Raw genomic sequence first — 25,605 nt, 5'->3', positions numbered from 1 at the left:
CGGCGTTTCCTCCGGCCGCCGGCCACGACGGGCGGTGCCGGGCGACCCCTCGTCGCCCGGCACCGCCCCCCGCGTCGACCCCGGTCGCCGGCCGAGGGTGACCACGTCACGCGCAGGGCGCCCCCGCGCAGACGTCGACGACCTTGCCGGTCAGCAGGAACGTGGCCTTCTGCCGCTGCGCCGCGGGCTGGGCGCGCGGGTACTCGTGCGGGTCCGCGCCGTACTCCGGCCCCTCCGGCGCGAGGTTGGTCGGCGGCGGGGCGTACGCCGCGCCGCTGTTCCAGATCACGATGGCCGAGCCGGTGTACGGGTAGGAGCGGATCGGCGGGATGCCCCAGTACGGCCTCACGTCCGTCGACCAGCCGTCGGCGAGGGCGGGGGTGTGCAGGCGGGCGCCGATGGTCCGCGCCTGGACCTCGGCCGCGGCGGGGGAGACCTGGTGGTCGCCGAAGGCCACGTGCATGAGCACCTGGTGGCGCGGGGTGCGGGGCAGCGGGTCGTCGGTCATGTGCTGGGCGTACCCGTTGGCCTCCGACCGGTCCCACAGCATCTGCAGCAGCGCGAAGATCAGCTGCTGGTCCGCCGGGTCCGGGTACGACACGTCCATGATCGCCTGGAACGGGGCGAAGTCCACGCTGCGTTGCAGCAGGGTGGAGTAGTTCATGGCGGGCACGCCGAGCACCGAGCGCGTCCAGTCCTGGGCGATGGCGGTGAGTGCACCGCCGTTGATGCCGCCCTGGCTGTTGCCGTCGTAGTGCAGGCCGCCCCGCACGTCGATCAGGGAGCGCCCGGCGGCGTCCTGGAACGCCCGGTCGGCGGCGAAGCCGCGCGGGTGGATCATCGTCCGGCCGAGGAAGAGGAAGTTCAGGAAGCTCTGCTGCAGCCGGTCCACGACCGCGGGGAACGCGCTGAGGTCGCCGAACGTGCCCGCCACGTACGGCACGTCGGCCGCGGCCATGCCGATCCAACTCGTCGCGCAGAAGGCGAAGCGGTACGTGTCCGACATGCTCTTGACGTTGCCGGCGTTGATCTCGGTCGGTCTGCCGAGCAGGCCGTGGCCGTAGAGCGACAGGTGCGCCGGGCGGGCGGCGGTGGCGCTGCGCGGGATGTTGCAGACGAAGTCCGCCGACACCGTCGCGCCGGACGGCGTGGGCAGCGCGTCCTTGGTGGGTGGTGTCCCGTCGCCGCCGGCCCGCCCGTAGTGCAGGCGGGAACCGGGCCCGCCGTCGCCGGTCAGGTAGGACGGCACGGCCACCGTCCCCGTGACCTGGCGGGCGATCCGCGGATCCTGCTCCGGCGTGTAGTCGGTGACCTGGGTGACGGTGTACGACGGCGCCGCCGCGCCGAGCGTGGCGAACGCGCGGTCGCGGATCGCCAGCATGCGTCCGGTGAGACCCTGCCGGCTCGCCACCGTGAAGTCCCAGGCGAGGTAGAGGTGGTGACGCGTGACGCCGACCCGGGTCAGGTCGGCGAGGATGCGCTTCATCTGCGGCGCACGGCGGTCGCGGGGGCCGAGGCCGTTGCCGGTGACGTACGCCCGGAAGGCCGCCGGCGCGGGGATCGGCGCGCCCGTCTCGTCGCGCATGCCGCGCAGGCCCACGACGTAGCGGGCGCCCTCGGTCAGCGCGACCGCCGGCCGGATGACGAGCAGCCGCCGGTCCGGCCGGTCGGCGGCGTGGGCGTCCAACTCCGCCCAGTACGGGGTGCGCCTGCCGGTGTCGGCGTCGAGCAGCACGATCGGGGCGTCCGGCGCCAGCGAGCGGCCGACGTCGGTGACCGGGGCGATGCCCGTGGCCGCGGCGTCGAGGCCGGGCACGTGCACGAGGATCGGCGAGCCGGGGCTGAACCCGTCCTGCCGGTTCCACTCGGTCGGGTCGATGGGGGTGCCCTGCACGGTGGCCGGCATCGACGAGGGCGTGAACTGCACACGCCTGCCCGTGGGGCTGGTGCGGTCGGGCACCGTGAAGTAGTCGTTCGGGAACGGCAGCAGGCAGGCCGTCGGGTCGATCGGGTCGCACGCGCCGTACGCCGGCCGCGGCGGGGGTGGGCCCGCGGCGGCGGTCGTGCCGAGCAGCACGGCACCGGCGGTCACCAGCACGGACACGACGAGACGGAGCCGGCGGATGGTCACGCGCATCTCCTCGGCGGGGACGGACGGGGCCGACGCGGGCCCGGGGGTGGTGGGGTGTGTCCTTCCTACGCTCGTGAAGGATCCTCGGCAAGGGGCGGACCGTCGGGTGTGGGCGGACGGCGAACGCGGCGACCCGGGTCGGTCGGGGCGTCGCGGAATCCTCGTCGCAGCCGCCCGCATTCCGTCGTCGCGCGCCGGTCCGCATTTCACGGGCGGGCGTACGGTTGTCGGCCGCCCCCCGTTCGGCGGCCCCGCCGGTTTCGGTCCGCGAGCCGCGGGCATTTCGGACGGAACCCGTCCGTCGCCGCAATTCAACAATTGCCCCCGTCGACCGGGTCGCCTATCCGGATCGGCGCGGGACGCCGGCGACGGGCAGGTGGCGGTCCCTGCGGAGGTGTGGGAATTGCCGTCCATGGGGGATGCCCACAGTTCCTGTGCGGCAGACGACGAGTCGGACTAATTCCGTCATGTCCGCGCCTTCTCCACGGCCGGGCCGCCTTCTCGTACGCGCCCCCGCAATGCGGCCGTCCCGCTCTATGGATATTCCACGAATATCGGTGGACTTCAACGTCATTTCCGGGCGACAATCGGCCCGGCCGATGCTGACCGACCGGGAGGGGGGATGGTGACTACCCGGTCCGGGACGCGTTCCGGTCAACTCCCCGCGCTGTCCGTGCCGCGGTTCGTCGGACGCGACCGGGAACTCACCGCGCTCGGCGACGCGCTGGGGCGGCCACCCGCCGTGGTCCTGCTGGAGGGCGAGGCGGGAATCGGCAAGACCCGGCTGCTCCGGGAGCTCCTGCCGTCCTCGTCCGGGCCCGACGGACGTGTCCTCATCGGCGCGTGCCCTCCACTGCGCGAGCCGTACACCCTCGGCGCCGTGGTCGACGCGGTGCGCGAGGGCGTCGGCGGCGTCGCCGGGCTGCGGCTCAGCGGCCTGGCCGGCGCCTTGCGGCCGCTGTTCCCCGAGTGGGACGCCGACCTGCCACCGGCCCCCGAGCCGCTGGGGGACGCGACGGCGGCGCGGCACCGGCTGTTCCGGGCGTTCGTCGAACTGCTCAACCGGCTCGGCGTCGCGGTGCTCGCCCTCGAGGACGTGCACTGGGCCGACGAGGCGACCCTGGAGTTCCTGCTGTTCCTCGTCTCCCGCCGGCCGCAGCCCGTCAGCGTGGTGGTGACGTACCGGCCGGAGGAACTCCCGCCCGACTCGCTGCTGCTGCGGCTGTCCTCCCGGGTGCCGGCCGACGCCCACCTGGTCCGCATGACGCTGAAGCCGCTGGGCGTCGCCGAGTCGGCCACGTTCGTCTCCTCCATGCTGGCCGACGAACACGTCTCGGCCGAGTTCGCGGCCTTCCTGCACTCCCGGACGGAGGGCGTCCCGCTGGCGTTGGAGGAGTCGGTGCGGCTGATGCACGCCCGCGCCGACCTGATCCGCCAAAACGGTGCGTGGGCGCGCCGCCGGCTGGACCACATCGAGGTGCCGCCCACCATCCGCGACGCCGTGCTGGAGCGCGTCGCCCGGCTACGGCCCGACACGCGCACGGTCCTGTACGCCGCGGCGGTGCTGGCGGACCCGGCCGACTACCCGACGCTGCGGGCGGTGACCGGCCTGCCGGACGAGCGCGCGAGCGCCCAGGTGGCCGAGGCGGTGGGGTGCGGCCTCCTCCGCGAGGACGGGCGCGGGCAGTGGTCGTTCCGCCACTCCCTGGCCTGCCGGGCCGTCTACGAGGCCATCCCCGCCCAGGAGCGGCGGTGCATGCACCTGCGCGCCGGCCGGGCCCTGGAGGCCGCGCCGCTGCCGGCCGTGGCGCAACTGGCCCGGCACTTCCGGGAGGCCGGCGACGTCGAGGCGTCGCGCCGGTACGCCGAGCAGGCCGCCGACCTCTCCGCGGAGGCCGGCGACGTGGCCACCTCGGCGCTGCTGCTGCACAACCTGGTCACCACCGTCGCCCTGCCGGTGGAGGCGCTCGTCCGGCTCGTCACGAAGATCCAGTTCCAGTCGCTGCCCGGCTCCGACCCGTACTCGAAGGTACTCGAGTCGCTGCAGTCGGCGCTGCGGACCCAGGCCCTGACGCCCGCGCAGGAGGCGCTGGTCCGCTTCCAGCTCGGCCGGGTGCTCATGGTGGCCGGCGCCATGGAGACGGGCCGGTGCGAGATCGCCGATGCCGTGCCCCACCTGCCGCCGGACTCCCTGGAGGCCGCGCGGGCACGTATCCTCCTCGCCCTTCCCCTCGGGGCCGCGCGGCCGGTCGCCGAGCACCTGCGGTGGCTGCGCGAGGCGCCGCCGGTGGCGCCGTCGATCGCCTCCCACGAACGGCTCCGCCTGTTCCTCGAACGCTCCTTCGCCCTGATCATGCTCGGTGAGGAGGTCGGCTGGGTCGAGGCGCGGCAGATCCCCGACGACGCCACCAGCCCGCAGGAGGCGGCGCTCATCGCCATCGGCCACACCAACATCGGCGAGGCGGCGATGCGGTGGGGGCGGTACGGCGAGGCCCGCCGGCGCCTGGCCCGGGCCCTGGCCCTCGCCGAGGACCACCAGCTGCTGGGCCACTTCGGCAGCATCGCGTCCACCGCGGCCCACCTGGACTGGTTCACCGGCGCCTGGGCCGGCCTCCCGGAACGGGTCGCGGCGCTGCTCGACGACGACGGCGTACGGCTGAAGGACCGGTGCGAGGCCGCTCTCGTCGCGGGTCTGATCCAGGCCGCCGGCGGAGACCGGGACGTCGCGGAGCAGCGGCTGCGGTTCGCCCGGCACGACGACCAGCAACACGTCGAGGCGGCGGCGGCGCTGGCGTGCCTGCACCTCTACGACGGCGACGTCGACGAGGCCCTGCGGATCACCGACGAACCGACCGACATCACCGTGCGCAGCGGCATCTGGCCACGGGCCGCCGAGATCGCCCCGGTGCGGGTCGCCGCGCTCGTGGCCGCCGGGCAGCTCGACCGCGCCGCGGACCTGGTGGCCACGTTCGCGCGGGCCCTCGGCGACGTGGACGCGCCGGCGCCGCAGGCCTCCCTCGTGGTGTGCCGGGCGCTCCTGGCCGAGGGCGAGGGGCAGCTCAGCCGCGCCGCGGCGCTGTTCGCGCAGGCGGCCGCCGCGTGGGAGGCGCTGCCACGCCCGTACGGCGCCCTGCTCACCCGGGAGCACCACGGTCGCTGCCTGCTCGCCGCCGGCCGGGAGCAGGCGGGCCTGGCGGTCCTGTCCGACGTGGCACGGGCGCTGTCCGACCTCGGCGCGCACCACGACGCCGACCGGGTGACACGGTGCCTGCGGGAGCGGGCCCCGTCCTCCCGGGCGCCGCGGGCCCGTCGCGGCCGGCCGAGCTACGGCAACCGGCTCTCCCCCCGCGAGCGGGAGGTGGTCCGGCTGCTGGTCGGCGGGCGGACGAACCGGCAGATCGCCGACGCCCTCGTGGTGTCGACGCAGACGGTGGCCAGCCAGCTGAAGTCGGCGATGCGCAAGCTGGACGTGTCCTCGCGCACCGCCCTCGCGATCCGGGTCGTGGAGCTGGGCCTCGTCGGCGATCAGGAACAGCCGCCGGACGGCGACGAATAAATTCGCCACCGTCACTGGCTGCGAAGAAATACGCGCCGGTGGGGCGCCTCTTTAAATCCCGCATCTGACCAATCGAGGCCGGGCCCGTCCCGATCACACACTGGGCACCATGCTGCCCGCAGATCCGCCGAGGCCGGAACCGGCCGGCGATCCCCTCGCGCCGGTGTCCGGCGCGGGGGACGAGCCGGTACCGGCAGTACCGCCGACCAGTCCGGCAGACACCCCGACCGCCGAGGGCACGGGCGGTGCCGAGGTCGCCGGTGAGTACGAACCGCTCTAGTGAGGAGACCCCATGGCCGGACCGTGAACACCCGTGGTGAGCAGGCACCTCACCCCGTACCCCCGAAGCTCCGCACGTCCGTAGTCGTGACCCCCTGACAGGAGACCGAAGAGATGAGGCGAAGCCCGGCCAGAAGGCCTTTCGGGCGGCGCCTGGGCGCGGCGACCGCTGGTCTGGCCATCCTCGCGATGGTCATGTCGACCACGGCGGCCCACGCGGCCAGACCCACCCAGCAGGCGCCGATCCCCGGCGCCCCACAGCGACAGCACGTGACGGTGAACCCCAACGACGATCTGCTGCGGACCGTCGCCGCCTCCGGCGCGACCCTGCCGCTCACGCTGATCACCGGTGACACCGTGCACGTGGGCATCGACGCCGACGGCAAGCCGGTCGTCCGCGACACCGAGAGCGCGGCCCGGCCCGACGGGTCCACCGTCGTGTTCCACACCATCACCCGCAGGGGCGCCGTCCACGTCGTACCCAACGACGCCCTGCCGCTCGTCAGCGACGGCCTGCTCGACTGGGGCCTCTTCGACCTGAGGAAGCTCGCGGCCCTCGCGGCGTCCGGCACGGTCGGCACGGTGCCGGTGCTCGTCACCTACACCGGGAAGACGTCGGCCGCGAAGGCCCCGAAGGCCGCCGGTGCCACCGAGGGCAAGGTGCTCCCGAGCGTCAACGGCCGCTCGCTGACCATCGCGGGCGACGGCCGGTGGTGGCACGACGTGCGGGGCAAGACGGACCAGGGCATCGGCGCCGCGCGCGCCGCAGGCTCCCTGGCCGGCGTCGAGAAGGTGTGGCTCAACGAGCTGGCCACGGTCTCCCTCGACACCTCCGTGCCGCAGATCGGCGCGCCCGTCGCCTGGGAGCGCGGATACGACGGCACCGGGGTGTCCGTGGCGGTGCTCGACACCGGCATCGACCCCGACCACCCCGACGTGGCCGGGAAGATCGTCGAGCAGGTCGATTTCACCGGCAACGCCAACGGTCCCCGCGACGGGCACGGGCACGGCACGCACGTGGCGGCCACGATCCTCGGCACCGGGGCCGCGTCCGACGGGCTGCGCAAGGGCGTCGCGCCCGGCGCCCAACTGCGTGTCGGCAAGATCTGCAACGACGGGGGCTCCTGTGCCCTCGACGCGATCATCGCCGGGATGGAGTGGGCCGCCCAGACCGGGGCCCGGGTCGTCAACATGAGCATCGGCGGTGGCGCCACCGACGGCACCGACCCGATGAGCGAGTCGCTCAACCAGCTCAGCCGGACCACCGGAACCCTCTTCGTGGTCGCGGCGGGCAACAACGGCCCGGCCAGCGGGACGGTCGGCGCCCCCGGCGCCGCCGACGAGGCGCTCACCGTGGCGGCCGTCGACAAGGAAGACGAGATGGCCGACTTCTCCAGCCGCGGACCGCGGGTGGGGGACGGCGCCGCCAAGCCGGACATCGCCGCCCCGGGCGTCGACATCGTGGCGGCACGGGCCGCCGGCACCGCGATGGGCACCGTCGTGGACGACTACTACACCACCGCCAGCGGCACCTCGATGGCCACACCGCACGTGGCCGGCGCCGCGGCGATCATCGCCCAGCAGCACCCGGAGATGCGCGGCCAGGAGATCAAGGCACTGCTCATGGGCACCGCCACCGACCTGGGACACGACGTGTACGCCCAGGGCGTCGGGCGGGTGAACGTCGGCACCGCCGTCGACCCCACGATCATCCCGAGCGGCAGCCTGAACTTCGGCCGGCTGGCCTACCCGCACTCGGCACAGGTGAAGACCGTCACCTACACCAACCACACCGACGAGGCCATCACGCTGCACCTCTCGACGTCGATCGCCTCGGGTGACCGGCCCGCCCCGAACGGCCTGTTCAGCCTCAGCACCGACCAGGTGGTCGTACCCGCCCGAGGCTCCGCCGAGGTCTCGCTGACCCTCGACGGCCGGGTGCTCGGCACCGACGGGCTCTTCGGCCGCTACACCGGCGTCCTGAACGCCCGGGACGCCTCGAACACACTGCGGGCCACCACCCGCGTCAACGCCTTCGTCGAGCCGCAGCGGTTCGGCCTCACCCTGAAGGTGGTCCCGCCGAAGGACGCGACCACCGTCCGCTACGGCAACGCCGTCGTCCTGCCGGTCGACGACAAGGACCTCCTGCACGACGGTCCCGTCTCCCTGGAGGGCGCGGAGACGGTCACGGCGTCGCTGTTCGGCGGCACGTACGCGGCCGCGGTCGCCGTCGAGTGGCAGGACAAGGCCGGCGAGTGGCACACCGCCGTGCCGATGGCGGCGGAGGTGACCGTCACCAGGGCGACCACGGCCACGCTGGACCTGCGCAAGGCCAAGCCGCTGCGGGTGCAGGCCCCGGTGCCCACCGAGACCTACGACGCGGTGACCAACTTCGAACGGCTCTCCGCGACCGGCGCGTGGGGGATGACGAGCGAGCTCACGGCCGCGTACGGCGCCGACGAGCCGAACTGGTGGGCGCTGCCGACCGGCAAGGTCCGCACCGGAACCCTCACCCACAACACCTACAGCGTCCTCGCGACGCCGGTGGTCACCATGAAGGTCGTCGGTGGCGGTGAGGCGTTCAGCCTGTCCAGCCGCTACCACACCCCGGACGTCTCGGTGCCCGTCGGGCAGCAGACGTGGCAGGAGGGCGAGACGACCGTCGGCCGCGACATCGCCGTCTCGGTTCCCCGCCTGCCGACCCGCGGCCTCGCGTCGGTGGTCCACGCGGGCACCGGCTCCGCCGCCGACCTCGCGAAGGTCGGCGTCAGGGGCAAGCTCGTGCTGGTGACGCCGACCGACATCTGCACGACGGCCTGCGACTTCATCATGCTGCGGGACCGGGTGGCGGCCGCCGCCGCGGCGGGCGCCGTCGGCGTGCTGGTCGCGGCGCCGGGCCTCACCTCGCTGGGCGTCGTCCCGACGCAGAGCGCCACCTGCACCGACGGGCCGCAGAGCTGCCCCGAGGTCCAGCCGTACGCCGCACTGCCCGTCGTGAGCGTGGACCACGACGCGGCGGCGCGCCTCATCAAGCGGCTCAACGCCGACTCGCGGCACGTCCGGATCCTCCTCGGTGGCAGCAGCGCACCGACGGTCTACGGCGCCTCGTTCGGCAGCAGCGGCAAGGTCCCATCCGACCTGCCGTACCGGAGCCGGGCGCGCGACTTCGACCGGGTCGACCACCACTTCCACGCCGACCGGCCGGGGGAGGCCGTCAGCCACACCTGGCAGCAGCAGCCCAAGTCGGGTCCGCCCGCGGTGCTGCTGGACGTGCCGCTCACGGCCACGCAGCGGACGCTGACCATGTTCGTGAAGCGGCAGGGCGACGCGATCAACCGGTTCCAGACGGCCTGGGCCGAGCACGCCGGACCCTCCGTGCGGGGTGCGAGCGGCGGCGAGATGCAGGACGTCGCGCTCACCGGCAGGAACGAACTGCACTGGAACACCGGACCGACCGTGCCGGGCGCCGTGCCGCAGGTGCGGACCCGGTCTGGCTTCACCGTCGAGACCGGTTACCTCTGCTCGGGCTGCCGGCAGGGTGACACGTTCTATCCGACCCTCTACCTGACCGGCAGCGGCGGTGGCCGCCAGGCCATGATCGGGATCGTCAACGACACGGGCCTCGGGCAGTACTACTTCGGAAGCCCGAGCTGCGAGCCGCCCGCCTGCGACTTCCGCCTGCGCGACGGGTCCGGCGACGAGGTCGAGCGGCGCTACGAGCGGGTCACCTGGGGGATCGGCGGCAACGCCGGTGCCACGGCGGGCCTCGCCGGAGGCCGGCGATGACGGTCGAGACAGCTAAGGAGACCAACGCCATGAACATGAACGCGCCGTCGCCGCGGCGCCGGAAGGGGGCCGTGGCCGCGCTGGTGACCGCAGCGGTGTTCGCCCTCGGCTGCTCCGTCGGCGGGGACATCGTCGCCTACGACCTGCCGGCCGAGTCGGCCCGGTACACCTTCGAGGCGGAGACCAACAGGGTCAAGACGGTGTGGGAGTACACCTCCGACAAGCCGACCGAAGGGGAGGCCTCGGAGCTGCAGCCCTGCATGGGCGAGGTGCTCGGCAACAACTCCGACGCCTGCCGCCCCGAGCCGCTGATCTTCCTGAAGTACGACCTCAACCTGGCCCTGGACAACACGGCCCGCGCCGGCGACAGCCACCGCATCACGGTGGTCGGCTACTACCAGGAACGGCTCACCGCACCGCCCACGGTGACCTCGCTGCGGGTCGAGGCGAGCTTCGACGAGGGCCGGACGTGGCGGCCGGTGACCACCCGGGCCACGGCGAAGAACACCTTCACGGCGGAGATCAAGCACCCGAAGCGGCAGCAGGCCGCCGAGGGCGTCGCGCTGCGGATCAGCGCGACCGACAGCGGTGGCAACACGGTCACCCAGACCATGCCCGAGGCGTACCGGCTGCGCTGAGGAACCGGCCACCGAGTGGAGGGAACCGGGGGTGACGGCCGGGGCGAGGCGACTCGCCCCGGCCGTTCGCCGTGCGACGGGACGCCACCGCGGCCGAACCGCCGGTCAGGGCTCCGACCAGGCGGTCTGGACGACCAGCGCGTCCTCCCGGCGGCGGACCAGGGTGCCCCGACCGGGCGGCATCGCCTGCGGCCGCAGCCCACCCAGGAGCGGGCCCTCCTCCCGGCTCCCCGACATGAGCAGTCCCGGGGAGTCCAACTCGCGCAGGCGTTGCAGCACGGGCTCGTAGAGCGCCCGCCCCGCGCCGCCGCAGCGCCGGGCCACGATCAGGTGCAACCCGATGTCGCGGGCGTGCGGCAGCAGGTCCAGCAGCGCCCCGAGCGGGTTGTTGCCGGCGGAGGCGACCAGGTCGTAGTCGTCCACCAGGAGGAAGAGGTCGGGCCCCGTCCACCAGTTGCGCGACCGGAGCTGCTCGGCGGTGACGTCCGGCCCGGGCAGCCGCGCCGCCATCGCCTGGCGCACCGAGGCCAACGCCTCGGTGAGCACCTGCTGGGAGGGGGCGTACTCGACGAGGTGCTCGTCCGGGACCGCGCCGAGCAGGCTCCGCCGGTAGTCGACGACCATCAGCCGGGCCTGCGCCGGCGTACGCCGGGCGACGATCTGCCGGGCGACGAGCCGGAGCAGGTTGGTCTTGCCGCACTCGGCGTCACCGAAGACGATCAGGTGCGGCTCGCGGTCGACGTCGAGGCTGACCGGGGCGAGGGACGACTCGTCGACGGCGACGGGTATCCCGGACGCGGCCGGGTCGACGAGCGCGTCGAGCTGCTCCATCGTGAGCCGGCGCGGCAACAGGCGCACCGGCGGCGCGGGCGCACCTGGCCACGCCTGCGCGACGGCCGTCACCAGCTGCGTCGTCGCCGTGGCCAGGTCGTCCACGTCGTGTCCACCGTCGATGCGGGACAGCGCCGTGAGGAAGTGCAGCCGGCCGCGCAGCAGACCGCGGCCCGGCGTACGGGGCACGTTCGCGGCGGCACGCCGGCCGAACTCGGACTCGGCGGGGTCGCCGAGCCGCAGTTCCAGGCGGGTGCCGAGCAGATCCCGCAGGGTCATCCGGAACTCCATCCAGCGGGCGCCCGTCAGCACCACGTGCACCCCGGAGCCCGACCCCCGCTGGGCGATGTCCGTGATCGCCTGCTCCAGCTCCTCGTACTCCTGGCGCAGCGTGGTCCAGCCGTCCACGACGAGGAAGACGTCCCCGAAGGGGTCGTCGGCGAACTCCCCGGCGGCGCGGCGCGACCGGTAGTCCGCCATGGACTGCACGTCGTGCGTGGAGAAGCGGTGTTCCCGCGCGTCCAGGATCGCGGTCACCTCGGCGACGGTCCGCCGCACCGCCTCGGTGTCCCGCCGGGTGGCCACCCCGGAGACGTGGGGCAGCCCGTCGAGGGCCCGCAGGCCGCCGCCGCCGAGGTCGAGGCAGAAGAACTGGACCTCGCGTGGCGTGTGGGTCAGCGCCAGCGCCGTCACGAGGGCGCGCAGCATCGTGGTCTTGCCGGACAGGGGAGCACCCACCACGGCGACGTTCCCGCCGCTGCCGTCGAGTTCCAGCCACAACGGCTCCCGGGCGTGCCGCTCGGGCACGTCGACGACGCCGACGGGCACGCGCAGCGGCGCCCGCTCCTCCCGTACCGGCGTGAGGCCGCGGACCGGGTGCCGGTGCAGCGGGCCGAGGAGGTCGTCCAGGCTGGGCGGCTCGGCCAGCGGCGGCAGCCAGATCTGGTGCGCGGCGGGTTGCCGGCCCCGCAGCCGCTCGACCAGGATCTCCACGAGGCTGCGGCCGAGCAGCTCCGGCGGTGCCGCGTCGTCCGGGTCGGCGAGCGGCCCGGAGACGTACGCGGCCCGGAAGGCGTTCATCGTCGTGCCGGCCTTCAGGAAGCCGTGCCCGGGTGCGCGCGGCAACTCGTAGGCGTCCGGCACGCCGAGCACCATCCGGCTCTCCGTCGCCGAGAACGTCCGCAGGCCGATCCGGTACGACATGTGCGTGTCGAGCCCTCGCAGCCGTCCCTCCTCCAGTCGCTGCGTGGCGAGCAGGAGATGCACACCGAGGGAGCGGCCGACCCGGGCGATGTGCACGAAGACGTCGATGAACTCGGGCCGCGCGCTGAGCAGCTCGGAGAACTCGTCACAGGCGACCACCAGGCTGGGCAGCGGTGGCAGCGCGGCGCCGGACTCCCGGGCGCGTTCGTAGTCGCGGCGGTTGGCGTGGTTGCCGGCGGCGCGCAGCAGCTCCTGGCGGCGGATCATCTCCCCGTTCAGCGTGTCCGCCAGCCGGTCGATCAGGGTCAGGTCGTCGGCGAGGTTGGTGACCAGCGCGCTCACGTGGGGGAGCCCGGCGAACGGCCGGAACGTCGCCCCGCCCTTGAAGTCGATGAGGACGAGGTTGAGCTGGTCGGTGGAGTGCCGTGCGGCGAGCGCCACGACGATCGTCCGCAGGAGTTCGCTCTTGCCCGACCCGGTGGCGCCCACGAGCAGCCCGTGGGGCCCCATGCCCTCCTGGGCCGACTCCTTGAGGTCGAGCAGCACCGGCCGCCCCTGGTCGTCCAGTCCCACGGGCGCCGTGAGGTGGTCCGCGCCGGTGCCGGTGCGCCGCCCCTCGAACCGCCACAGCGCCGCCCGGTCGGGCACCCCCAGCACGAGGAGCGTCTCGTCGGGCCGGTCGGCCAGCGGGAGGGACCGGTCCCCGCCCGTCGCGGTGCCCGTGGAGGCCACCGACCAGGCCTGCACGATGGTCGACACCATGGTGCCGGTGTCCTCCGCCGGCTCGGTCTCCGGGTCCGTCTCGCCGTCGACCGTGCTCGCCGTCAGGTCGGGCAGCGCGATGCGGAAGGTCCGCCGGCCGTGGATGGCCCAGCCGGGCAGGTTCATCGGCAGGCGGGCGGCCTGGTCGGGGTTGACCAGCGACTCCTGCGGCTGCGACAGGCGGGTCTCGATCCGGGTCTGGGGCAGTTCCCGCAGCTCGTCCGGGATGACCCGCCAGCTCCGCTCGACGATGACGACGTGGATCCCGTAGCCGAGGCCCTTGTTGGCGAGGTCGACCACGCGGGACGTGAAGTCGGGCAGCAGGGTCGCGAAGTCCTGCCAGCGGTCGACGATCAGGAAGACGTCCGGGCACGGGCCGATGTCGAGGTCGGCCCGCCGGGCCCGCAGGCTGGTCGGCGACTCCAACTCGTGGCGGCGGAAGAGCTGCTTGCGGTCGAGGACGTCGCGTTCCAGGCGGTCGAGCAGCTTGCCGACCTCGTCGACCTCGTCGTCGCCGAGCACCGCGTGGACGTGCGGCAGGCGCCGCATCGGGCCGAGGCGGTTGCCGCCCGACTCCAGGCAGTGGATCGCCACCTCGTCGTCGGAGTGGGTGAGCGCGAGCGCGCCGATGATGGTCCGGAGCAGGGTGGTCTTTCCGGTCCCCGCCCGCCCCACGACGAGCAGGTGGCCGTCGGAGGAGGCCAGGTCCAGCCAGACCGGTTCGCCGCCCGGCTGGTCGATCCGCTGCACGCGCCCGACGGGGATCCTCAGCAGTCCCCGTCGTCGCCACTCGGTGGCCCGCAGCTTCACGTCCTCGGCCGGCTCCAGCGGACCCAGCAGGTCGCCCAGGCGCGGTTCCCGCTGGTCGCGGTGCCGCCGGTGCCGCTGCTGCCCCTCCCGCGACAGGGCGATGTGTATCTCGTCGCTCGCGCTGCCGAAGTGGCACGGCGTCTGCGCCGAGCGCTTCGGCAGTTCGAGGTGCACGTACCGCCACAGGTCGTCCGGGGTGATCCGGCCGCGTCCGGAGATGTCGGCGGCGCCGGTGCTGAGGCCCTGGATGACGGTCTCGGTGAACGCGGAGCGCTGGCGCGGCGCGGTCTCGGACGCCGGCCGTCCGTCGTCGGCCCGCTCGACGGAGTTGGTGGCGGTGATGACGTAGCGCCCGTACCCGGTCTTCAGCTCGCCGTCGATCGCGAGGTCGTCGGTGGTCTTCAGGCCCTGCCCCTCGAACGCGCCGCTGTAGCAGCAGTCGAGCAGGATGACCGAGCTGGCCGCGTCGCACTCGTCCAGCAGTTCCCGGATGAAGGAGGCGGAGATCGCGGTCGACGAGAGGTGGTCCACCTCGGTGTTCGCGACGGCGAGGTGCAGCCGGCCGCGCTTGCTGCTGCGGACGCCGTGGCCGGAGAAGTAGAGCAGGACGAGGTCCTCCGGACCGGCGGCCCGCAGCATCGCCTCCATGGCCCGCTCGATGGAGCTCTTCGACTCGTTCTCCAGCAGCAGCGTCTGGTCGAACGCGCCGATGTCCGCGTCCGCGAGGAGGCTGAGCAGGTCGCGGGCCTCCTCGCGGGGCGCGTAGAGGTCGGAGAGGGACTCGTCGATGTACCGGTCGTTGGCGATCAGCAGCGCCCGTCGTGCCCCCATCCTCAGCTCCCCGCGCGGGCGCTCCCGCCGTCGGGGGAGGCGGTGGGTAGGGCCGCGGTGGCGGGAGCGGCCGTCGACCCGGACTGGCCGAGCAGCTGCGCGAGCTGGTCGACGAGCTGCGCGTCCACCCGGGTCGCCCCCGTGACCACCAGCTCGTTGTCCCCGCTACGCAGCCGGATCGAGCGCGCCTTGACCCGGTCGGCGTACGCGATGGCGATCTGCGCGATCGCCCGCATGGTGGTGGCCGAGAAGAGACCGCCGACCACCAGCATGCCCAGCTCCCACGCCTGCGGGGACTTCCCGTGCCCGTCGGCCGGACGCTGCGCGTGCGCGACCCGCAGGCCGCGGACGGTGCGCAGGTCGTCGGCGAGGCCGGACGCGAGCCCGTCCACGCGCTCGGCGGGAAGCGCCGGGCTCGGTTCGACGAGCAGGGTGAGTTCGGACACGGGCACCTCCGGCGGCAGGGATGTCTACATTCAACACCACGGCGCCGCACACCCCGGCCCCGCCGGGCGTCCCGGGCTCAGGCGGACGCCAGGTCGGCGGGGAGAAGCTGCTCGGTGAGCAGACGGCGGACGCGCGCGGCGCGGTCGTCGGCCAGCCACCGGTCCAGCAGCTCCCAACCGTGGTGGTAGCCGAGGACGTACAGGTCCATGCCCGTCGCGCGCAGCGTCGCGAGCGCGCCGGCGCTCTCCGCCTCGGAGAGCAGCGCCCATCGGCGGAGGTACGCGGCCACTTCCGCCTCGGGGCGGCCCTCGGCGGCCAGGTGGGCGGCGTTGGCCCAGACGCCGAACAGCACGTTCTGGACACGGTGGACCGTGGCGAAGTCGCTGCCGTCCGGGGCGATGCCCACCTCGGCGAGGACGTTGTCGGTGAGCCACGCCTGCGCCTCGTCACCGGGGAAGATGATCTCCTCGGCGTGCAGGCCGAGCCCCTCGCTGAGGACGAAGCTGGGGCTCAGCAGGAACCGGATCCGCAGTTCGAGGTGGCCCTGTTCCGCGGCGAGCCGGCGGTCCTTGAGCAGGGACTCCGCGATGTGCCCGGGGTGCCCCTCGTGCGCGACGACGTACAGCAGGTCGGCCAGGTTGAACGGCAGGTCCCCGTTGACGTGCAGCGTCGCACGCAGGCCGCCCTCGTACTCGCCGGCCGCGCGGTACCCCACGCCGGACTCCAGGCGGCAGCGCACCACCTCGCCCTCGGGCAGGGCGACGAGCCGGCTCGTCCGTCGCCGCGTCTCGGCCACCGCCCGGTCGAGCAGGGCCGGCAGCCGGTCGCGCTGGGCCGCCGGCAGGGTGTGCGCGGCCTGCCAGGCGTGCAGCCGGTCGGCCAGGGTTCCCGGGCCGGGCGGCAACGCCCGGTCGAGTCGGGCGTGGGCCTCGTCGAACACGTCCTCGGGCAGCGGTCGCGCGGCGATCCCCAGGCACTCGCGGGCGAACTGCGGCAGGGGCGGCCGCGGGCCGACGAGGCTGCGGGCGACGGCCCGCATGGCGCGTACGTGCGCCGCCAGGTACTCGGCGCGGCCGGCTGCGAACGGCACGTGCGCCAGCAGTTCGTCGGCGTCGTCGACCAGTCGGCGGACGGGTGGCTGCTCCTCGCGTTCCACCTCGACGCGCCACTGCGGTGGCCCCTGGTAGATGAGCACCGTCCCGGTGGCGCTCCCCGGCAGTCGCCGGTCGAGGCGGAGCGCGAGCAGTGCGTAGCGGCGCAGCCATTCCTGTGGTGTGACGGACATGCTTCCTCCCGGACCTCCGTTCGGCACTCGGGCGAAAGCTAGCTGTACGGTAATTCGTACGGTGTACGAAAGGAGTGCGTGCGATGCCCCGGCCGCGACCGTCGGCGATCTGGCTGCGGGAGGAGCCGGTCCGCAAGCCCCGGCTCTCCCGGGAACGCATCACGCGCGCCGCCGTGGAGCTGCTCGACGTCGAAGGTGTCGAGGGGCTGTCCATGCGGCGCCTCGCGGCCCGCCTCGACGCCGGCACCATGTCGCTCTACCAGTACGTCGGCAGCCGGGAGGACGTCCTCGACCTCGCCACCGACGAGGCCGTCGCCGAGATCGCGATCGACGACGTCGAGGGCCTGCCCTGGCGTGCGGCCGTCAGCCAGCAGATGGGTCGGGGCCGTCAGGTCATGCTCCGGCACCCCTGGCTGCCCACCCTGATGTCCACCCGTCCGCTCCTCGGCCCGCACGCGCTCGCCCGCTCCGAACTGGTCTACGCCCTGCTCCGGGGCGCCGGCCTGGACGGGGCGCGGCTCACCGCAGCGGTCGGGGCCCTGACGTACTACGTCCAGGGCTACGCCGCCATGGAGAACACCTGGCGGGGCCTGCGTCACGAGCCGGCGGCCGAGGCGGACCTGCGCCGGCGGGCCCAGGAGCACCTCGACCGCGCCGCGGAGCGGCATCCGACGCTGGCCCGCCACGCGGATCTCGGCAACGACGACTTCGACGCGTCGTTCCAACTCGGACTCGACGTCCTCCTCGACGGCATCGAGGCGCAGCTCGGCCCCCGGGCCTGACCCGCCCGCCCCCTGGCGACCACGCCGGTCCCGCACCGTCATGTGGGACAACTCTTGCTATGTCCTATCGGATAAGTAGACTTTCCGGCATGACGGAGTCGAGGGACCTGACCACTCGACGCCACGTGGACTTCGAGCGGACCTCCAGCAGCCTCTGTCGCTGCCCCTGACGGCCCTCCGCGCCTCCCACCCTCCACCTGCCCGGCCACCGGCGCGACGACGCGCCGGGGCCGGCACGTCCCGCCTCCCCGTCGACCCGTCGCGCCCGCGCCGGCCGCCACGCCGACCGGCGCCGCGCCGCACCCTCCGGAGCCTTCCCATGCCCAGACTCAGACTCCTCGCCCTCCTCCTGACCCTCACGGCGCTCGCCGGTTGCGCCGGCGGCGCGGCCGGCGCCGACGGCCGCCAGCAGTTCGTCCTCCGCGTCGGCATGACCTCGGTCACCGGCACCGTGCAGGGCAACCTCGGCTGGGCCGACGAGAAGGGACTCCTGCTCGACCGCCTCCGCTCCGTCGGGGTCACGCAGGTGCGCTTCTCGTTCTTCCAGTCCGGCGCCGACGTCAGCGCCGCGCTCCTCGCCGGGGCCGTCGACGTCGCCGTGACCGGTGACATGCCCGCGCTGCGCACCCGCGCCAGCGGCAACCCCACCCGGCTGCTCGCGCTCACCACCGTGAACGCGGACACCTGGCTCATCGGCCGCAAGGGCGGCCCGACCGACATCCGGTCACTGGTCGGCAGGACGGTGACCGCGCCCGAGGGCACCATCCGCTACCGGGTCGCGTACGGGCTGCTGCACGCCGCCGGCCTCGACGATCGCATCGAGATCAGGAACGTGCCGACCCCCGAGTCGCTGGCCGGCCTGTCCAGCGGCGCCATCGACGCCACCGTGATCGGCGGTCCCCAGGCGTACGACCTGGAGCGCAAGGGCTTCGTCGTCATCGACAAGGCGTCCCACCACCCGCACCTGCTCAGCACCGAACACAGCACCGCCCTGCAGTCCTTCCTGGACGCCCACCCCGGCTTCGGCGAGGCGTGGGGGAGCGCCGTCGCGGCGATCAACCAGCACGTCCGCGACAACATCGCGGACTACTGGGCGTACGCCGCGAAGAAGGACGGGGTCGACGTCGCGCTGGAGGCCAAGGCGGAGCCGGCCGCGCACTTCAACGTCGAACCGTTCCCGGCCGAGGGCCTCGCGCAGGTCCGGGCCACGTACGACTTCCTGCGGGAGCAGCGGCTCATCGACGCCGAGTTCGACCTCGACGCCTGGCGGGTCACGCCATGACGGTCGTCCTCCCCACGAGCGCCCGGCCCGCCGCGGAGCCGGCGCTGCACGAACTCACTTGCGCGCCGCGCCGCCGCGGCCGGGTGCTCCGCGTACCCCGCTGGCTGCGCGCGCTGTCCGGGCCGGCCCTGCTGATCGCGCTCTGGTGGCTGGCGTCGGCGACCGGCGTGCTGAACCCGCAGCTGTTCCCGCCGCCGGCCGCGGTGGCCGCCACCGCGGCCCGGCTCGCCGCCGACGGTGAACTTCAGACGCACGTGGGCGCGTCGGTGTGGCGGGTGCTGCAGGGCACCGCCTACGGGGTGCTCGGTGGCGGGGCCGTCGCGGTGCTCGCCGGCCTGAGCCGCGTCGGTGCGGACGTCATCGACTCCACCATGCAGGTGGCCAAGGCGGTGCCGAACTTCGCGCTCACGCCCCTGCTCATCATGTGGATGGGCATCGACGAGGGGCCGAAGGTGCTGCTCATCGCCCTGGGCGTCGGCATCGCCATCTACATCAACACCTACAGCGCGATCCGCGGGGTGGACGCGCAACTCGTCGAGGCGGCGACCACGCTCGGCGTCGGCCGGGCCGCCATGGTGCTGCACGTGATCCTGCCCGGCGCGCTGCCCGGCTTCCTGGTGGGGCTGCGCCTCGCGCTGTCCAGCGCGTGGCTCAGCCTGATCTTCGCCGAGACGATCAACACCACCGAGGGCATCGGTTTCCTCATGGCCCGGGCGCAGACCCTGCTCCAGTTCGACCTGTCCGTGCTCGTGCTGCTGCTCTACGCGGTGATCGGCCTGCTGAGCTACGCCCTCGTGCGCTTCCTCGAGCGGCGCCTGCTCGGGTGGCGCCGCGGATTCGAGGGCGCATGAGCACGGCGGCGATCGACGTGCGGGGCGTACGCCGCCGCTTCGGCGCCCGCGCCGTCCTGGACGGCCTCGACCTCACCGTGGCGCCCGACGAGTTCGTGGCGATGCTCGGGCACAGCGGCTCGGGCAAGAGCACCCTGCTGCGCGCGCTGGCCGGGCTCGACCCGGACGTCGAGGGGTCGCTGCGGATCCGCCCGCGACGGTCGGTGGTCTTCCAGCAGCCCCGGCTGCTGCCGTGGAAGCGGGTCCTCGCGAACGTCACGTTCGGCCTCGGCGGGCCGCGGCCACGGGAACGCGCCCTGGCCGCGCTCGCCGAGGTCGGCCTGACCGGGCACGCCCGTGCCTGGCCGGTCACCCTCTCCGGCGGGGAGGCGCAGCGGGTGGCGCTGGCCCGCGCCCTCGTCCGGGAACCCGACGTGCTGCTGCTGGACGAGCCGTTCGGCGCGCTCGACGCGCTGACCCGCCTCCGGATGCACGTCCTGCTCCGGGACCTGTGCGCGCGGCACCGACCGGCCGTGCTGTTCGTGACCCACGACGTCGACGAGGCGTTGCTGCTGGCCGACCGGGTGGTGGTGCTCCGCGACGGCCGCATCTCGCTCGACCGGACCGTCGAGCTGCCCGCGCCCCGGCGGCGCACCGACACCGCGTTCGCCGCGCTGCGGACCGCGCTGCTGCGGGAACTCGGTGTCCCCGAGGAGATCGTGGAGGTGACGGCATGACGGCGCGGAACGTGCGCGACGCCGACGTGCTGGTCCTCGGCGGCGGTCCGGCGGGGGCCTGGGCCGCGTGGAGCGCCGCCAGCCACGGGGCGCGGGTGGTCCTGGCCGACAAGGGCTACCTGGGGTCGAGCGGCGCCACCGCGCCCGGCGGCAGCAACCTGCTCTACCTGCCGCCGGACGCCGAGCTGCGCGAGCGCGCCGTGGCGAAACGGATGGCCGGCGGAGGGGAGCTGTCCGAGGCCCGCTGGATCCACCGCGTCCTCGACGGGGTGTACGAGAGCCTGGCCCTGGTCGAGCGGTGGGGTTACCCGTTCGTCCGGGACGAGCACGGTGAGCCGCTGCGCAACCACCTCCAGGGGCCGGAGTACATGCGGCTCATGCGCCGGGTGGTCCGGCGCGCCGGGGTGACCGTGCTCGACCAGTCGCCGGCGCTGGAACTGCTGGCCGACCGGCACGGCGTCGGCGGCGCGCGGGGCCTCGACCGGCTCACCGGCGCCGAGTGGGAGGTACGCGCCCCGGCCGTGGTGCTCGCCACCGGCGGCTGCGCGTTCCTCAGCAAGGGGCTGGGCTGCAACGTGCTCACCGGCGACGGGCTGCTGATGGCCGCCGAGGCCGGCGCCGAGCTGTCCGGCATGGAGTTCAGCAACTCCTACGGCACCAGCGCCCGGTACAGCACCGTCACCCGTAACCGGCTGCTGTCGATGGCCACCATCACGGCCGCCGACGGCACGGTCCTCTACGCCGGCGACGGCGCCCTGCCCCGGGACGCCATCGCCCGGGCACTGCTGGACGGCCCCGTCCACGCCGTCCTCGACCGGGCGGACACCGCCGAGAAGCGGGCGCTGCTGCGGACCTCGCACGCCGTGTTCTTCCTGCCCTACGACCGGCGCGGGATCGACCCGTTCACCCAGCCGTTCCCGATCACCATGCGGTTCGAGGGCACCGTGCGGGGCACCGGCGGGATCCGGCTCGTCGGCGACGGCTGCGAGACGTCCGTGCCCGGCCTCTACGCGGCCGGCGACGCGGCCTCCCGCGAGCGCAGCCACGGGGGACAGAGCGGCGGGGGAGCGTACAACGCTTCGTGGGCCATCTGCTCCGGGCGGTGGTCCGGAGCCGCCGCCGCCCGCTACGCGGCCACGGCCGGTTCCCGGGCGCGGCGTCTGGCGCCGGTCGGCGCCGCGGGCCTGCGCTCCGGGTCGCCCGACACGATCGACACGGCGTCGGTGGTCGCGGCCGTCCAGCGCGAGACGCTGCCCCTGGAGGTCAGCCACTTCCGCTCCGTCACCCGGCTGCGCCGCGCGCTGGCCGCCGTCGACGACCTGTGGCCCGCCGTGCTCCAGCGCCCGGCGCCCGGCGTACGGGGACGGGTGCGGTCCCGCGAGACCGCCGCGATGGTGGCCACCGCCCGGTGGATGCACACGGCCTCGCTGGCGCGCACCGAGACCAGGGGCATGCACCGGCTCGCCGAACACCCGGCGCCCGACCCGGCCCAGCGGCACCGGTTGGTGCTCACCGGCCTGGACCGGGTGTCCGTACGCACCGAGGAGGTACCCGCGTGATCGAACTCGTCAGCGACAGCCGCTGCACCGGCTGCGGCATCTGCGTGAAGGTGTGCCCCACCAACGTCTTCGACGGCGCCGTGGGTGAGGTGCCCGTGATCGCCCGGCAGGGCGACTGCCAGACCTGCTTCATGTGCGAGGCGTACTGCCCGGCCGACGCCCTGTACGTCTCACCGCTCGCCGACGAGACCGAACACGTCGACGAGGACGCGCTGGCCGAGGCGGGACTGCTCGGCAGCTGGCGGTCCCGGCTGGGCTGGCACAAGGGCCAGACCCGGCTCGCCGCCATCGACACCACCCCGTTCCTGCACCGCGTCGAACCCGTCCGGCTGGACGGCTGAACACCAGGAGGACACCCATGCCACCGGTCAACTCGTCACTCGTCGCGCTGGGCACCCCGCTGCCCGCGTTCGAGCTGCCCGACCTGGACGGGAAACCGGTCAGCTCGACGGACCTCGCCGGTCCCGCGCTGCTGGTCGCGTTCCTGTCCAACCACTGCCCGTACGTCCGGCACATCGAGCGGCGCCTGGCCGCGGTGACCGCCGACCTCGCCGGCCGCGGCCTGTCCGTCGTCGGCGTCGCCAGCAACGACACGGGCATCGCGCCGGACGACGACGTCGACGGCCTGCGGGAGCAGGTGGAGCGGGCGGGCTTCACCTTCCCGTACCTCGTCGACACCACCCAGCGGACCGCGCGGGACTTCCGCGCCGCGTGCACACCGGACCTGTTCCTCTACGACGGGCAGCGGAGGCTGGCCTACCGTGGCGCGTTCGACGCGGCGCGGCCCGGCAACGACGTCCCGGTCACCGGCGACCTCCTCGTGTCGGCGGTCGACCTCGTGCTCTCCGGCCGCGACGTGCCCGAGCCGCACACGCCGAGCCTGGGGTGCGGCATCAAGTGGTCACCGGACAACGAACCCGGCGTCGTCGTCCACTGACGACCCGGCGGTCGGGGCCGTTCGGGCGCGTCCGAACGGCCCCTCAACCGGCCAGCGCCGACGGCCGTGCCCCCGGCGCGTCGTCGAAGTCGTCGCGTGCCCGCAGCACCTCGCCGAGGTGGTCGCGGGCCCAGCCCCGGACGTGCGCGATGACGTCGAGCAGGGTGCGACCGAGCGCGGTGAGCTCGTACTCGACGCCGCCGTCGGGACCGCCGACCGGGCGTCGCCGCAGCAGCCCGTCGCGCTCCATCGCCGTCAGGGTCTCGGCGAGCACCTTCGCGCTGATCGGACGCAGGTGGCGGCGGAGCACCCCGAACCGCCGGGGGCCCGCCTCCAGGCAGAGCACGATCATCGCCGTCCACCGGCCGCCGATCCGGATCGGGAACGCGCTCATCGGGCAGGCCGGGTCGAACGCCGGCAACGGCGCATCGGTCCTGGTCACCGATCCAGCGTACGTGGTTACGTTGCGGTTACCGCCCCGGTGGCCTCTACCGTCACGCCCATGCCCAGTACTCCTGACCAGCTCCCCAAGCAGGTGGCCGTCCTCGGTGCGGGCGGCCGTGTCGGCCGCGCCGTCACGGCCGCGCTGCTCGCGGGGGAGCACCACGTGACCGCCGTCGTCCGCGATCCGGGCCGGTACGACCCGCCCCCGCACCCGAGGCTGCGCGTCGTCCGGGGCGACGCCCGGCAGCCGGCGCCGCTCGCCCCGGTCCTGCGGACGACGGAGGCGCTCGTGCTGGCCGTCACCCCGTTCACCGCGCCCCCACCGTCGTTCGACGGCTTCGACCCCGACTACTACGCCGCCATCGTGGCCGGCCTGGCGGACGCCTGGGACCACCCGCACCGGCGACTGGTGGCCGTCGGCCTGACCGCCACGCTGCGGCTCGACTCCGGTGGCGCCGTCATGGACGATCCCGACCTGTTCCCGCCCGCGCTCACCCCGTACGCCGAGGCGCACGCGCGGCAGCTGCCGGCGCTGTCGGCCACGACGCTCGACTGGGCGATCCTGGCCCCGCCCGGCGGCTTCGGGACCGACCCGGACCCGCGCCGGCCGTACCGGCTGCTGCGGGAACCGCTCAGCCGGACGCAGGTGATGGCGGCGCTGTCCCACGGCACGTACGCCGGAGCGGTCGTCGCCGAGGTCGAGCGCCCGACCGTCCGGCGGGAACGGGTCGCGGTCGTACCCGGGTGACCCGCGAGGGTTCGCGGCCGTCGCGGGCCGATGGTATGAATGCACCGTGGCGTCGTCGCAGAACGAGGACCCGATGGGCAGCGTGCGCGCGCTGGTCGAGGACGCGCTGCCGGGCCTCGTGCCGGGAGCCCGCGTCGCGCCGGCCGGCGACGAGATCGTCATCCCGGTGCCGGGCGGCCGGGCACGGGTGTCCCTGGCCCCGCTGCTGCGCGCCTGTCAGGACCAGCCCCGCCCGACGTGGCCCGACCTGGTGGCCGACTGGATGGCGGCGGTCCGCCGGGAACTGCCGGACCGGGTCACGGCGGAGCTCGGCGCGGTCGATCTCGACGAGCTCCGCCTGCGCCTCACCCCGGCGGCCACGCGCACCGACGGCTACTTCACCATGCCGTACGGCGCGCACTTCACAGCCGTGCTCGTCGTCAACCGGCCCGGCCGGCTGGACATGCTGACCGTCGCGCAGGTGGCGCAACTGGGACACGACCCCGAGGAGCTGGTACGCCTCGCCGTGCGGCAGACCGTGCGGCACGAGCTGGCCACCCTCGACGTGCGCGACCACGAGCTGCCCACCGGCGCCTCGGTCCGCCTGCTCGCCGCGGACGGCAACCCCTTCGTCACGACGGCCCTCATGTCGGTCAGGCGGTTCCTCCCCGACGACGCCGAGTACGGGGCGCTGGTGGCCGCGCCGCGGTACAGCGCCGTCCTGCTGCACGCGGTGGACGCCGAGGTGGAGAAGACGATCGCGGCGCTGCGGCACCTGACGACGTCCATGTTCACGGCGGCCACCGACCCGTGCACCGACGAGATCTTCTGGTGGTACGACGGCGAGTTCCACCCGCTGCGCGTCGTGGCGGGGGAGGCCGGCGCCGGTGAGGTGAGGGTGCCGCAGGCGCTGGCCCCCGTGGTGGCGCGGTTGACCGGCGGCCGCTGAGCATCCCGGGGGCCGGGCGGGCTGTCCCGTCGCGCTGCGCGGGCACGGCCGGGTCGTCGCCGGGGCGGTGTCCGGGGCGGGCGGCCTACGCGGCCAGCACCGTGTCGAGCTTCTGCGCGGTGAGGGCCCGGTCCCGTTCCTCGGCGAGGAACCGCAACGCCGCGTCGCGCTCCCCCTCGTGCCACGCCTGCGCGAGCCGCTCGTAGAAACCGGCCTGCTCGGTCAACTGGCGGGCGCCCTTGCCGGACGTCCCACGGGCCCGCTCGTGGCACAGGTCGGCGAGCTGGGTCGCGGGCTCGACGGGAGACGCGGCGCCGGTGACGACCCGCCATCCGGGCAGCTGGTGCCAGTGGGTGCGGCGGCGGCGCGGCTCCTGGGCGTAGTCGCGCTCGGCCACCTGGGCGAGACGGTCGGCCGGCCAGCTGTCGATCTTCTCCAGGCCGGCGTCCAGCACGAACCGCCGCGTCTGGTCGGCCGCCGCGTCGGATGCCAGGTCCACCGTGCGCGGCCCGGATCCGGCCTCGTCCATGCGGATGCCGTAGGTCATGATCCAGCTGGTGAAGGGCATGACGAGCGGCTGCACCGCGGCGGACACCCAGCCCTCGGGCCGCGTGGGGGAACCGGCGTAGCCGATCCAGGCCACCGTCCAGTCGACCGGCTCCCGGACCAGCACCGTGCCGAGGCCGCCGCCCCGGACGGACCACTCGCCGGGCAGCTCGGGCCGCAGCTCGGACAGGATCTGACGCCACCGTCGCGCCTTGTCAGCAGAGGACATGCGTACCTCTCGTCACGTGCGGGC

The 25,605-nt window shown here is 74.2% G+C and carries 18 protein-coding genes; 12 read left to right on the top strand and 6 right to left on the bottom strand.

Features of this window, described 5'->3' with window-relative positions:
- Positions 1–106 precede the first annotated feature (106 nt).
- The gene (locus tag OG994_RS10065; RefSeq protein WP_328852951.1) at positions 107–2,131 is read right to left on the bottom strand and encodes a hypothetical protein; all 2,025 of its coding nucleotides are present in this window, start codon (positions 2,129–2,131) and stop codon (positions 107–109) included.
- A 622-nt stretch (positions 2,132–2,753) separates the two neighbouring features.
- Here OG994_RS10065 and OG994_RS10060 point away from each other — a divergent pair.
- From OG994_RS10060 to OG994_RS10050, 3 genes are all read left to right on the top strand, one after another.
- Complete coding sequence (locus OG994_RS10060) at positions 2,754–5,687, top strand: ATP-binding protein (protein WP_328852950.1); 2,934 nt, start codon at positions 2,754–2,756, stop codon at positions 5,685–5,687.
- A gap of 474 nt (positions 5,688–6,161) precedes the next feature.
- A complete protein-coding gene (locus tag OG994_RS10055) occupies positions 6,162–9,752 on the top strand; it encodes a S8 family serine peptidase (RefSeq protein ID WP_328852949.1) in 3,591 nt (1,196 codons plus the stop codon).
- Positions 9,749–10,390 (top strand): hypothetical protein, encoded by a 642-nt coding sequence (locus OG994_RS10050; RefSeq protein WP_328852948.1) that lies wholly within the window; start codon positions 9,749–9,751, stop codon positions 10,388–10,390. The genes OG994_RS10055 and OG994_RS10050 overlap by 4 nt, the downstream gene beginning before the upstream one ends.
- A 105-nt stretch (positions 10,391–10,495) precedes the next feature.
- On the opposite strand, the gene eccCb is transcribed toward OG994_RS10050, so the two are convergent.
- The 3 genes from eccCb to OG994_RS10035 all read right to left on the bottom strand — a co-directional run bounded on the left by eccCb (position 10,496) and on the right by OG994_RS10035 (position 16,559).
- Positions 10,496–14,827 (bottom strand): type VII secretion protein EccCb, encoded by a 4,332-nt coding sequence (eccCb, locus tag OG994_RS10045; protein WP_328852947.1) that lies wholly within the window; start codon positions 14,825–14,827, stop codon positions 10,496–10,498.
- Positions 14,828–14,829: 2 nt separating this feature from the next.
- Entirely contained in the window at positions 14,830–15,273 is a 444-nt protein-coding gene (locus tag OG994_RS10040; protein ID WP_328852946.1) for a hypothetical protein, read from the bottom strand.
- A 77-nt stretch (positions 15,274–15,350) separates the two neighbouring features.
- Complete coding sequence (locus OG994_RS10035) at positions 15,351–16,559, bottom strand: hypothetical protein (RefSeq protein ID WP_328852945.1); 1,209 nt, start codon at positions 16,557–16,559, stop codon at positions 15,351–15,353.
- An 83-nt stretch (positions 16,560–16,642) separates the two neighbouring features.
- Between OG994_RS10035 and OG994_RS10030 the strand changes: the two genes are divergently transcribed.
- From OG994_RS10030 to OG994_RS10000, 7 genes are all read left to right on the top strand, one after another.
- Positions 16,643–17,341: a TetR/AcrR family transcriptional regulator gene (locus OG994_RS10030; RefSeq protein ID WP_328852944.1), complete on the top strand. Its 699-nt coding sequence runs from the start codon at positions 16,643–16,645 to the stop codon at positions 17,339–17,341.
- Positions 17,342–17,660: 319 nt separating this feature from the next.
- Positions 17,661–18,623, top strand: a complete 963-nt coding sequence (locus OG994_RS10025; RefSeq protein ID WP_328852943.1) for an ABC transporter substrate-binding protein — start codon at positions 17,661–17,663, stop codon at positions 18,621–18,623.
- Positions 18,620–19,474 carry an ABC transporter permease gene (locus tag OG994_RS10020; protein WP_328852942.1) on the top strand — a complete coding sequence of 285 codons (855 nt, stop codon included), beginning with the start codon at positions 18,620–18,622 and terminating at the stop codon, positions 19,472–19,474. The genes OG994_RS10025 and OG994_RS10020 overlap by 4 nt, the downstream gene beginning before the upstream one ends.
- Positions 19,471–20,190, top strand: coding sequence for an ABC transporter ATP-binding protein (locus tag OG994_RS10015; protein ID WP_120329281.1), 720 nt, complete (start codon positions 19,471–19,473; stop codon positions 20,188–20,190). The genes OG994_RS10020 and OG994_RS10015 overlap by 4 nt, the downstream gene beginning before the upstream one ends.
- Entirely contained in the window at positions 20,187–21,749 is a 1,563-nt protein-coding gene (locus OG994_RS10010; RefSeq protein WP_328852941.1) for an FAD-binding protein, read from the top strand. Before OG994_RS10015 ends, OG994_RS10010 begins: the two co-directional genes overlap by 4 nt.
- On the top strand, positions 21,746–22,090 hold the full coding sequence (locus OG994_RS10005; protein WP_120329279.1) for a 4Fe-4S dicluster domain-containing protein: 345 nt from the start codon (positions 21,746–21,748) through the stop codon (positions 22,088–22,090). The genes OG994_RS10010 and OG994_RS10005 overlap by 4 nt, the downstream gene beginning before the upstream one ends.
- Positions 22,091–22,107: 17 nt before the next feature.
- Positions 22,108–22,686 carry a thioredoxin family protein gene (locus OG994_RS10000; protein WP_120329278.1) on the top strand — a complete coding sequence of 193 codons (579 nt, stop codon included), beginning with the start codon at positions 22,108–22,110 and terminating at the stop codon, positions 22,684–22,686.
- 43 nt (positions 22,687–22,729) lie between these two features.
- Here OG994_RS10000 and OG994_RS09995 read toward each other — a convergent pair whose 3' ends face one another.
- On the bottom strand, positions 22,730–23,128 hold the full coding sequence (locus tag OG994_RS09995) for a winged helix-turn-helix transcriptional regulator (protein WP_204985204.1): 399 nt from the start codon (positions 23,126–23,128) through the stop codon (positions 22,730–22,732).
- A gap of 60 nt (positions 23,129–23,188) precedes the next feature.
- Here OG994_RS09995 and OG994_RS09990 point away from each other — a divergent pair, with 60 nt between their 5' ends.
- Positions 23,189–23,878 (top strand): NAD(P)-dependent oxidoreductase, encoded by a 690-nt coding sequence (locus OG994_RS09990; protein WP_328852940.1) that lies wholly within the window; start codon positions 23,189–23,191, stop codon positions 23,876–23,878.
- A gap of 46 nt (positions 23,879–23,924) precedes the next feature.
- Positions 23,925–24,806, top strand: coding sequence for a hypothetical protein (locus OG994_RS09985; RefSeq protein WP_328852939.1), 882 nt, complete (start codon positions 23,925–23,927; stop codon positions 24,804–24,806).
- Positions 24,807–24,891: 85 nt separating this feature from the next.
- Here OG994_RS09985 and OG994_RS09980 read toward each other — a convergent pair whose 3' ends face one another.
- On the bottom strand, positions 24,892–25,581 hold the full coding sequence (locus tag OG994_RS09980; RefSeq protein ID WP_120329275.1) for a hypothetical protein: 690 nt from the start codon (positions 25,579–25,581) through the stop codon (positions 24,892–24,894).
- Positions 25,582–25,605 lie beyond the last annotated feature (24 nt).

Origin of the sequence: Micromonospora globbae (assembly GCF_036184225.1) — a bacterium.
GTDB lineage: Bacteria > Actinomycetota > Actinomycetes > Mycobacteriales > Micromonosporaceae > Micromonospora > Micromonospora globbae.
Note: the sequence above shows the minus strand (reverse complement) of the source record. Positions and strands in the feature narration are given on the sequence as shown.

Excerpts from the sequence above, each read along its gene's own strand:
- eccCb (WP_328852947.1), bottom strand. The coding sequence starts at position 14,827 with ATGGGGGCACGACGGGCGCTGCTGATCGCCAACGACCGGTACATCGAC.
- OG994_RS10050 (WP_328852948.1), top strand. The coding sequence starts at position 9,749 with ATGACGGTCGAGACAGCTAAGGAGACCAACGCCATGAACATGAACGCG.
- OG994_RS10015 (WP_120329281.1), top strand. The coding sequence starts at position 19,471 with ATGAGCACGGCGGCGATCGACGTGCGGGGCGTACGCCGCCGCTTCGGC.
- OG994_RS10000 (WP_120329278.1), top strand. The coding sequence starts at position 22,108 with ATGCCACCGGTCAACTCGTCACTCGTCGCGCTGGGCACCCCGCTGCCC.
- OG994_RS10055 (WP_328852949.1), top strand. The coding sequence starts at position 6,162 with ATGTCGACCACGGCGGCCCACGCGGCCAGACCCACCCAGCAGGCGCCG.
- OG994_RS09980 (WP_120329275.1), bottom strand. The coding sequence starts at position 25,581 with ATGTCCTCTGCTGACAAGGCGCGACGGTGGCGTCAGATCCTGTCCGAG.
- OG994_RS10060 (WP_328852950.1), top strand. The coding sequence starts at position 2,754 with ATGGTGACTACCCGGTCCGGGACGCGTTCCGGTCAACTCCCCGCGCTG.
- OG994_RS10010 (WP_328852941.1), top strand. The coding sequence starts at position 20,187 with ATGACGGCGCGGAACGTGCGCGACGCCGACGTGCTGGTCCTCGGCGGC.
- OG994_RS10020 (WP_328852942.1), top strand. The coding sequence starts at position 18,620 with ATGACGGTCGTCCTCCCCACGAGCGCCCGGCCCGCCGCGGAGCCGGCG.
- OG994_RS10025 (WP_328852943.1), top strand. The coding sequence starts at position 17,661 with ATGCCCAGACTCAGACTCCTCGCCCTCCTCCTGACCCTCACGGCGCTC.
- OG994_RS10035 (WP_328852945.1), bottom strand. The coding sequence starts at position 16,559 with ATGTCCGTCACACCACAGGAATGGCTGCGCCGCTACGCACTGCTCGCG.
- OG994_RS10030 (WP_328852944.1), top strand. The coding sequence starts at position 16,643 with ATGCCCCGGCCGCGACCGTCGGCGATCTGGCTGCGGGAGGAGCCGGTC.
- OG994_RS09990 (WP_328852940.1), top strand. The coding sequence starts at position 23,189 with ATGCCCAGTACTCCTGACCAGCTCCCCAAGCAGGTGGCCGTCCTCGGT.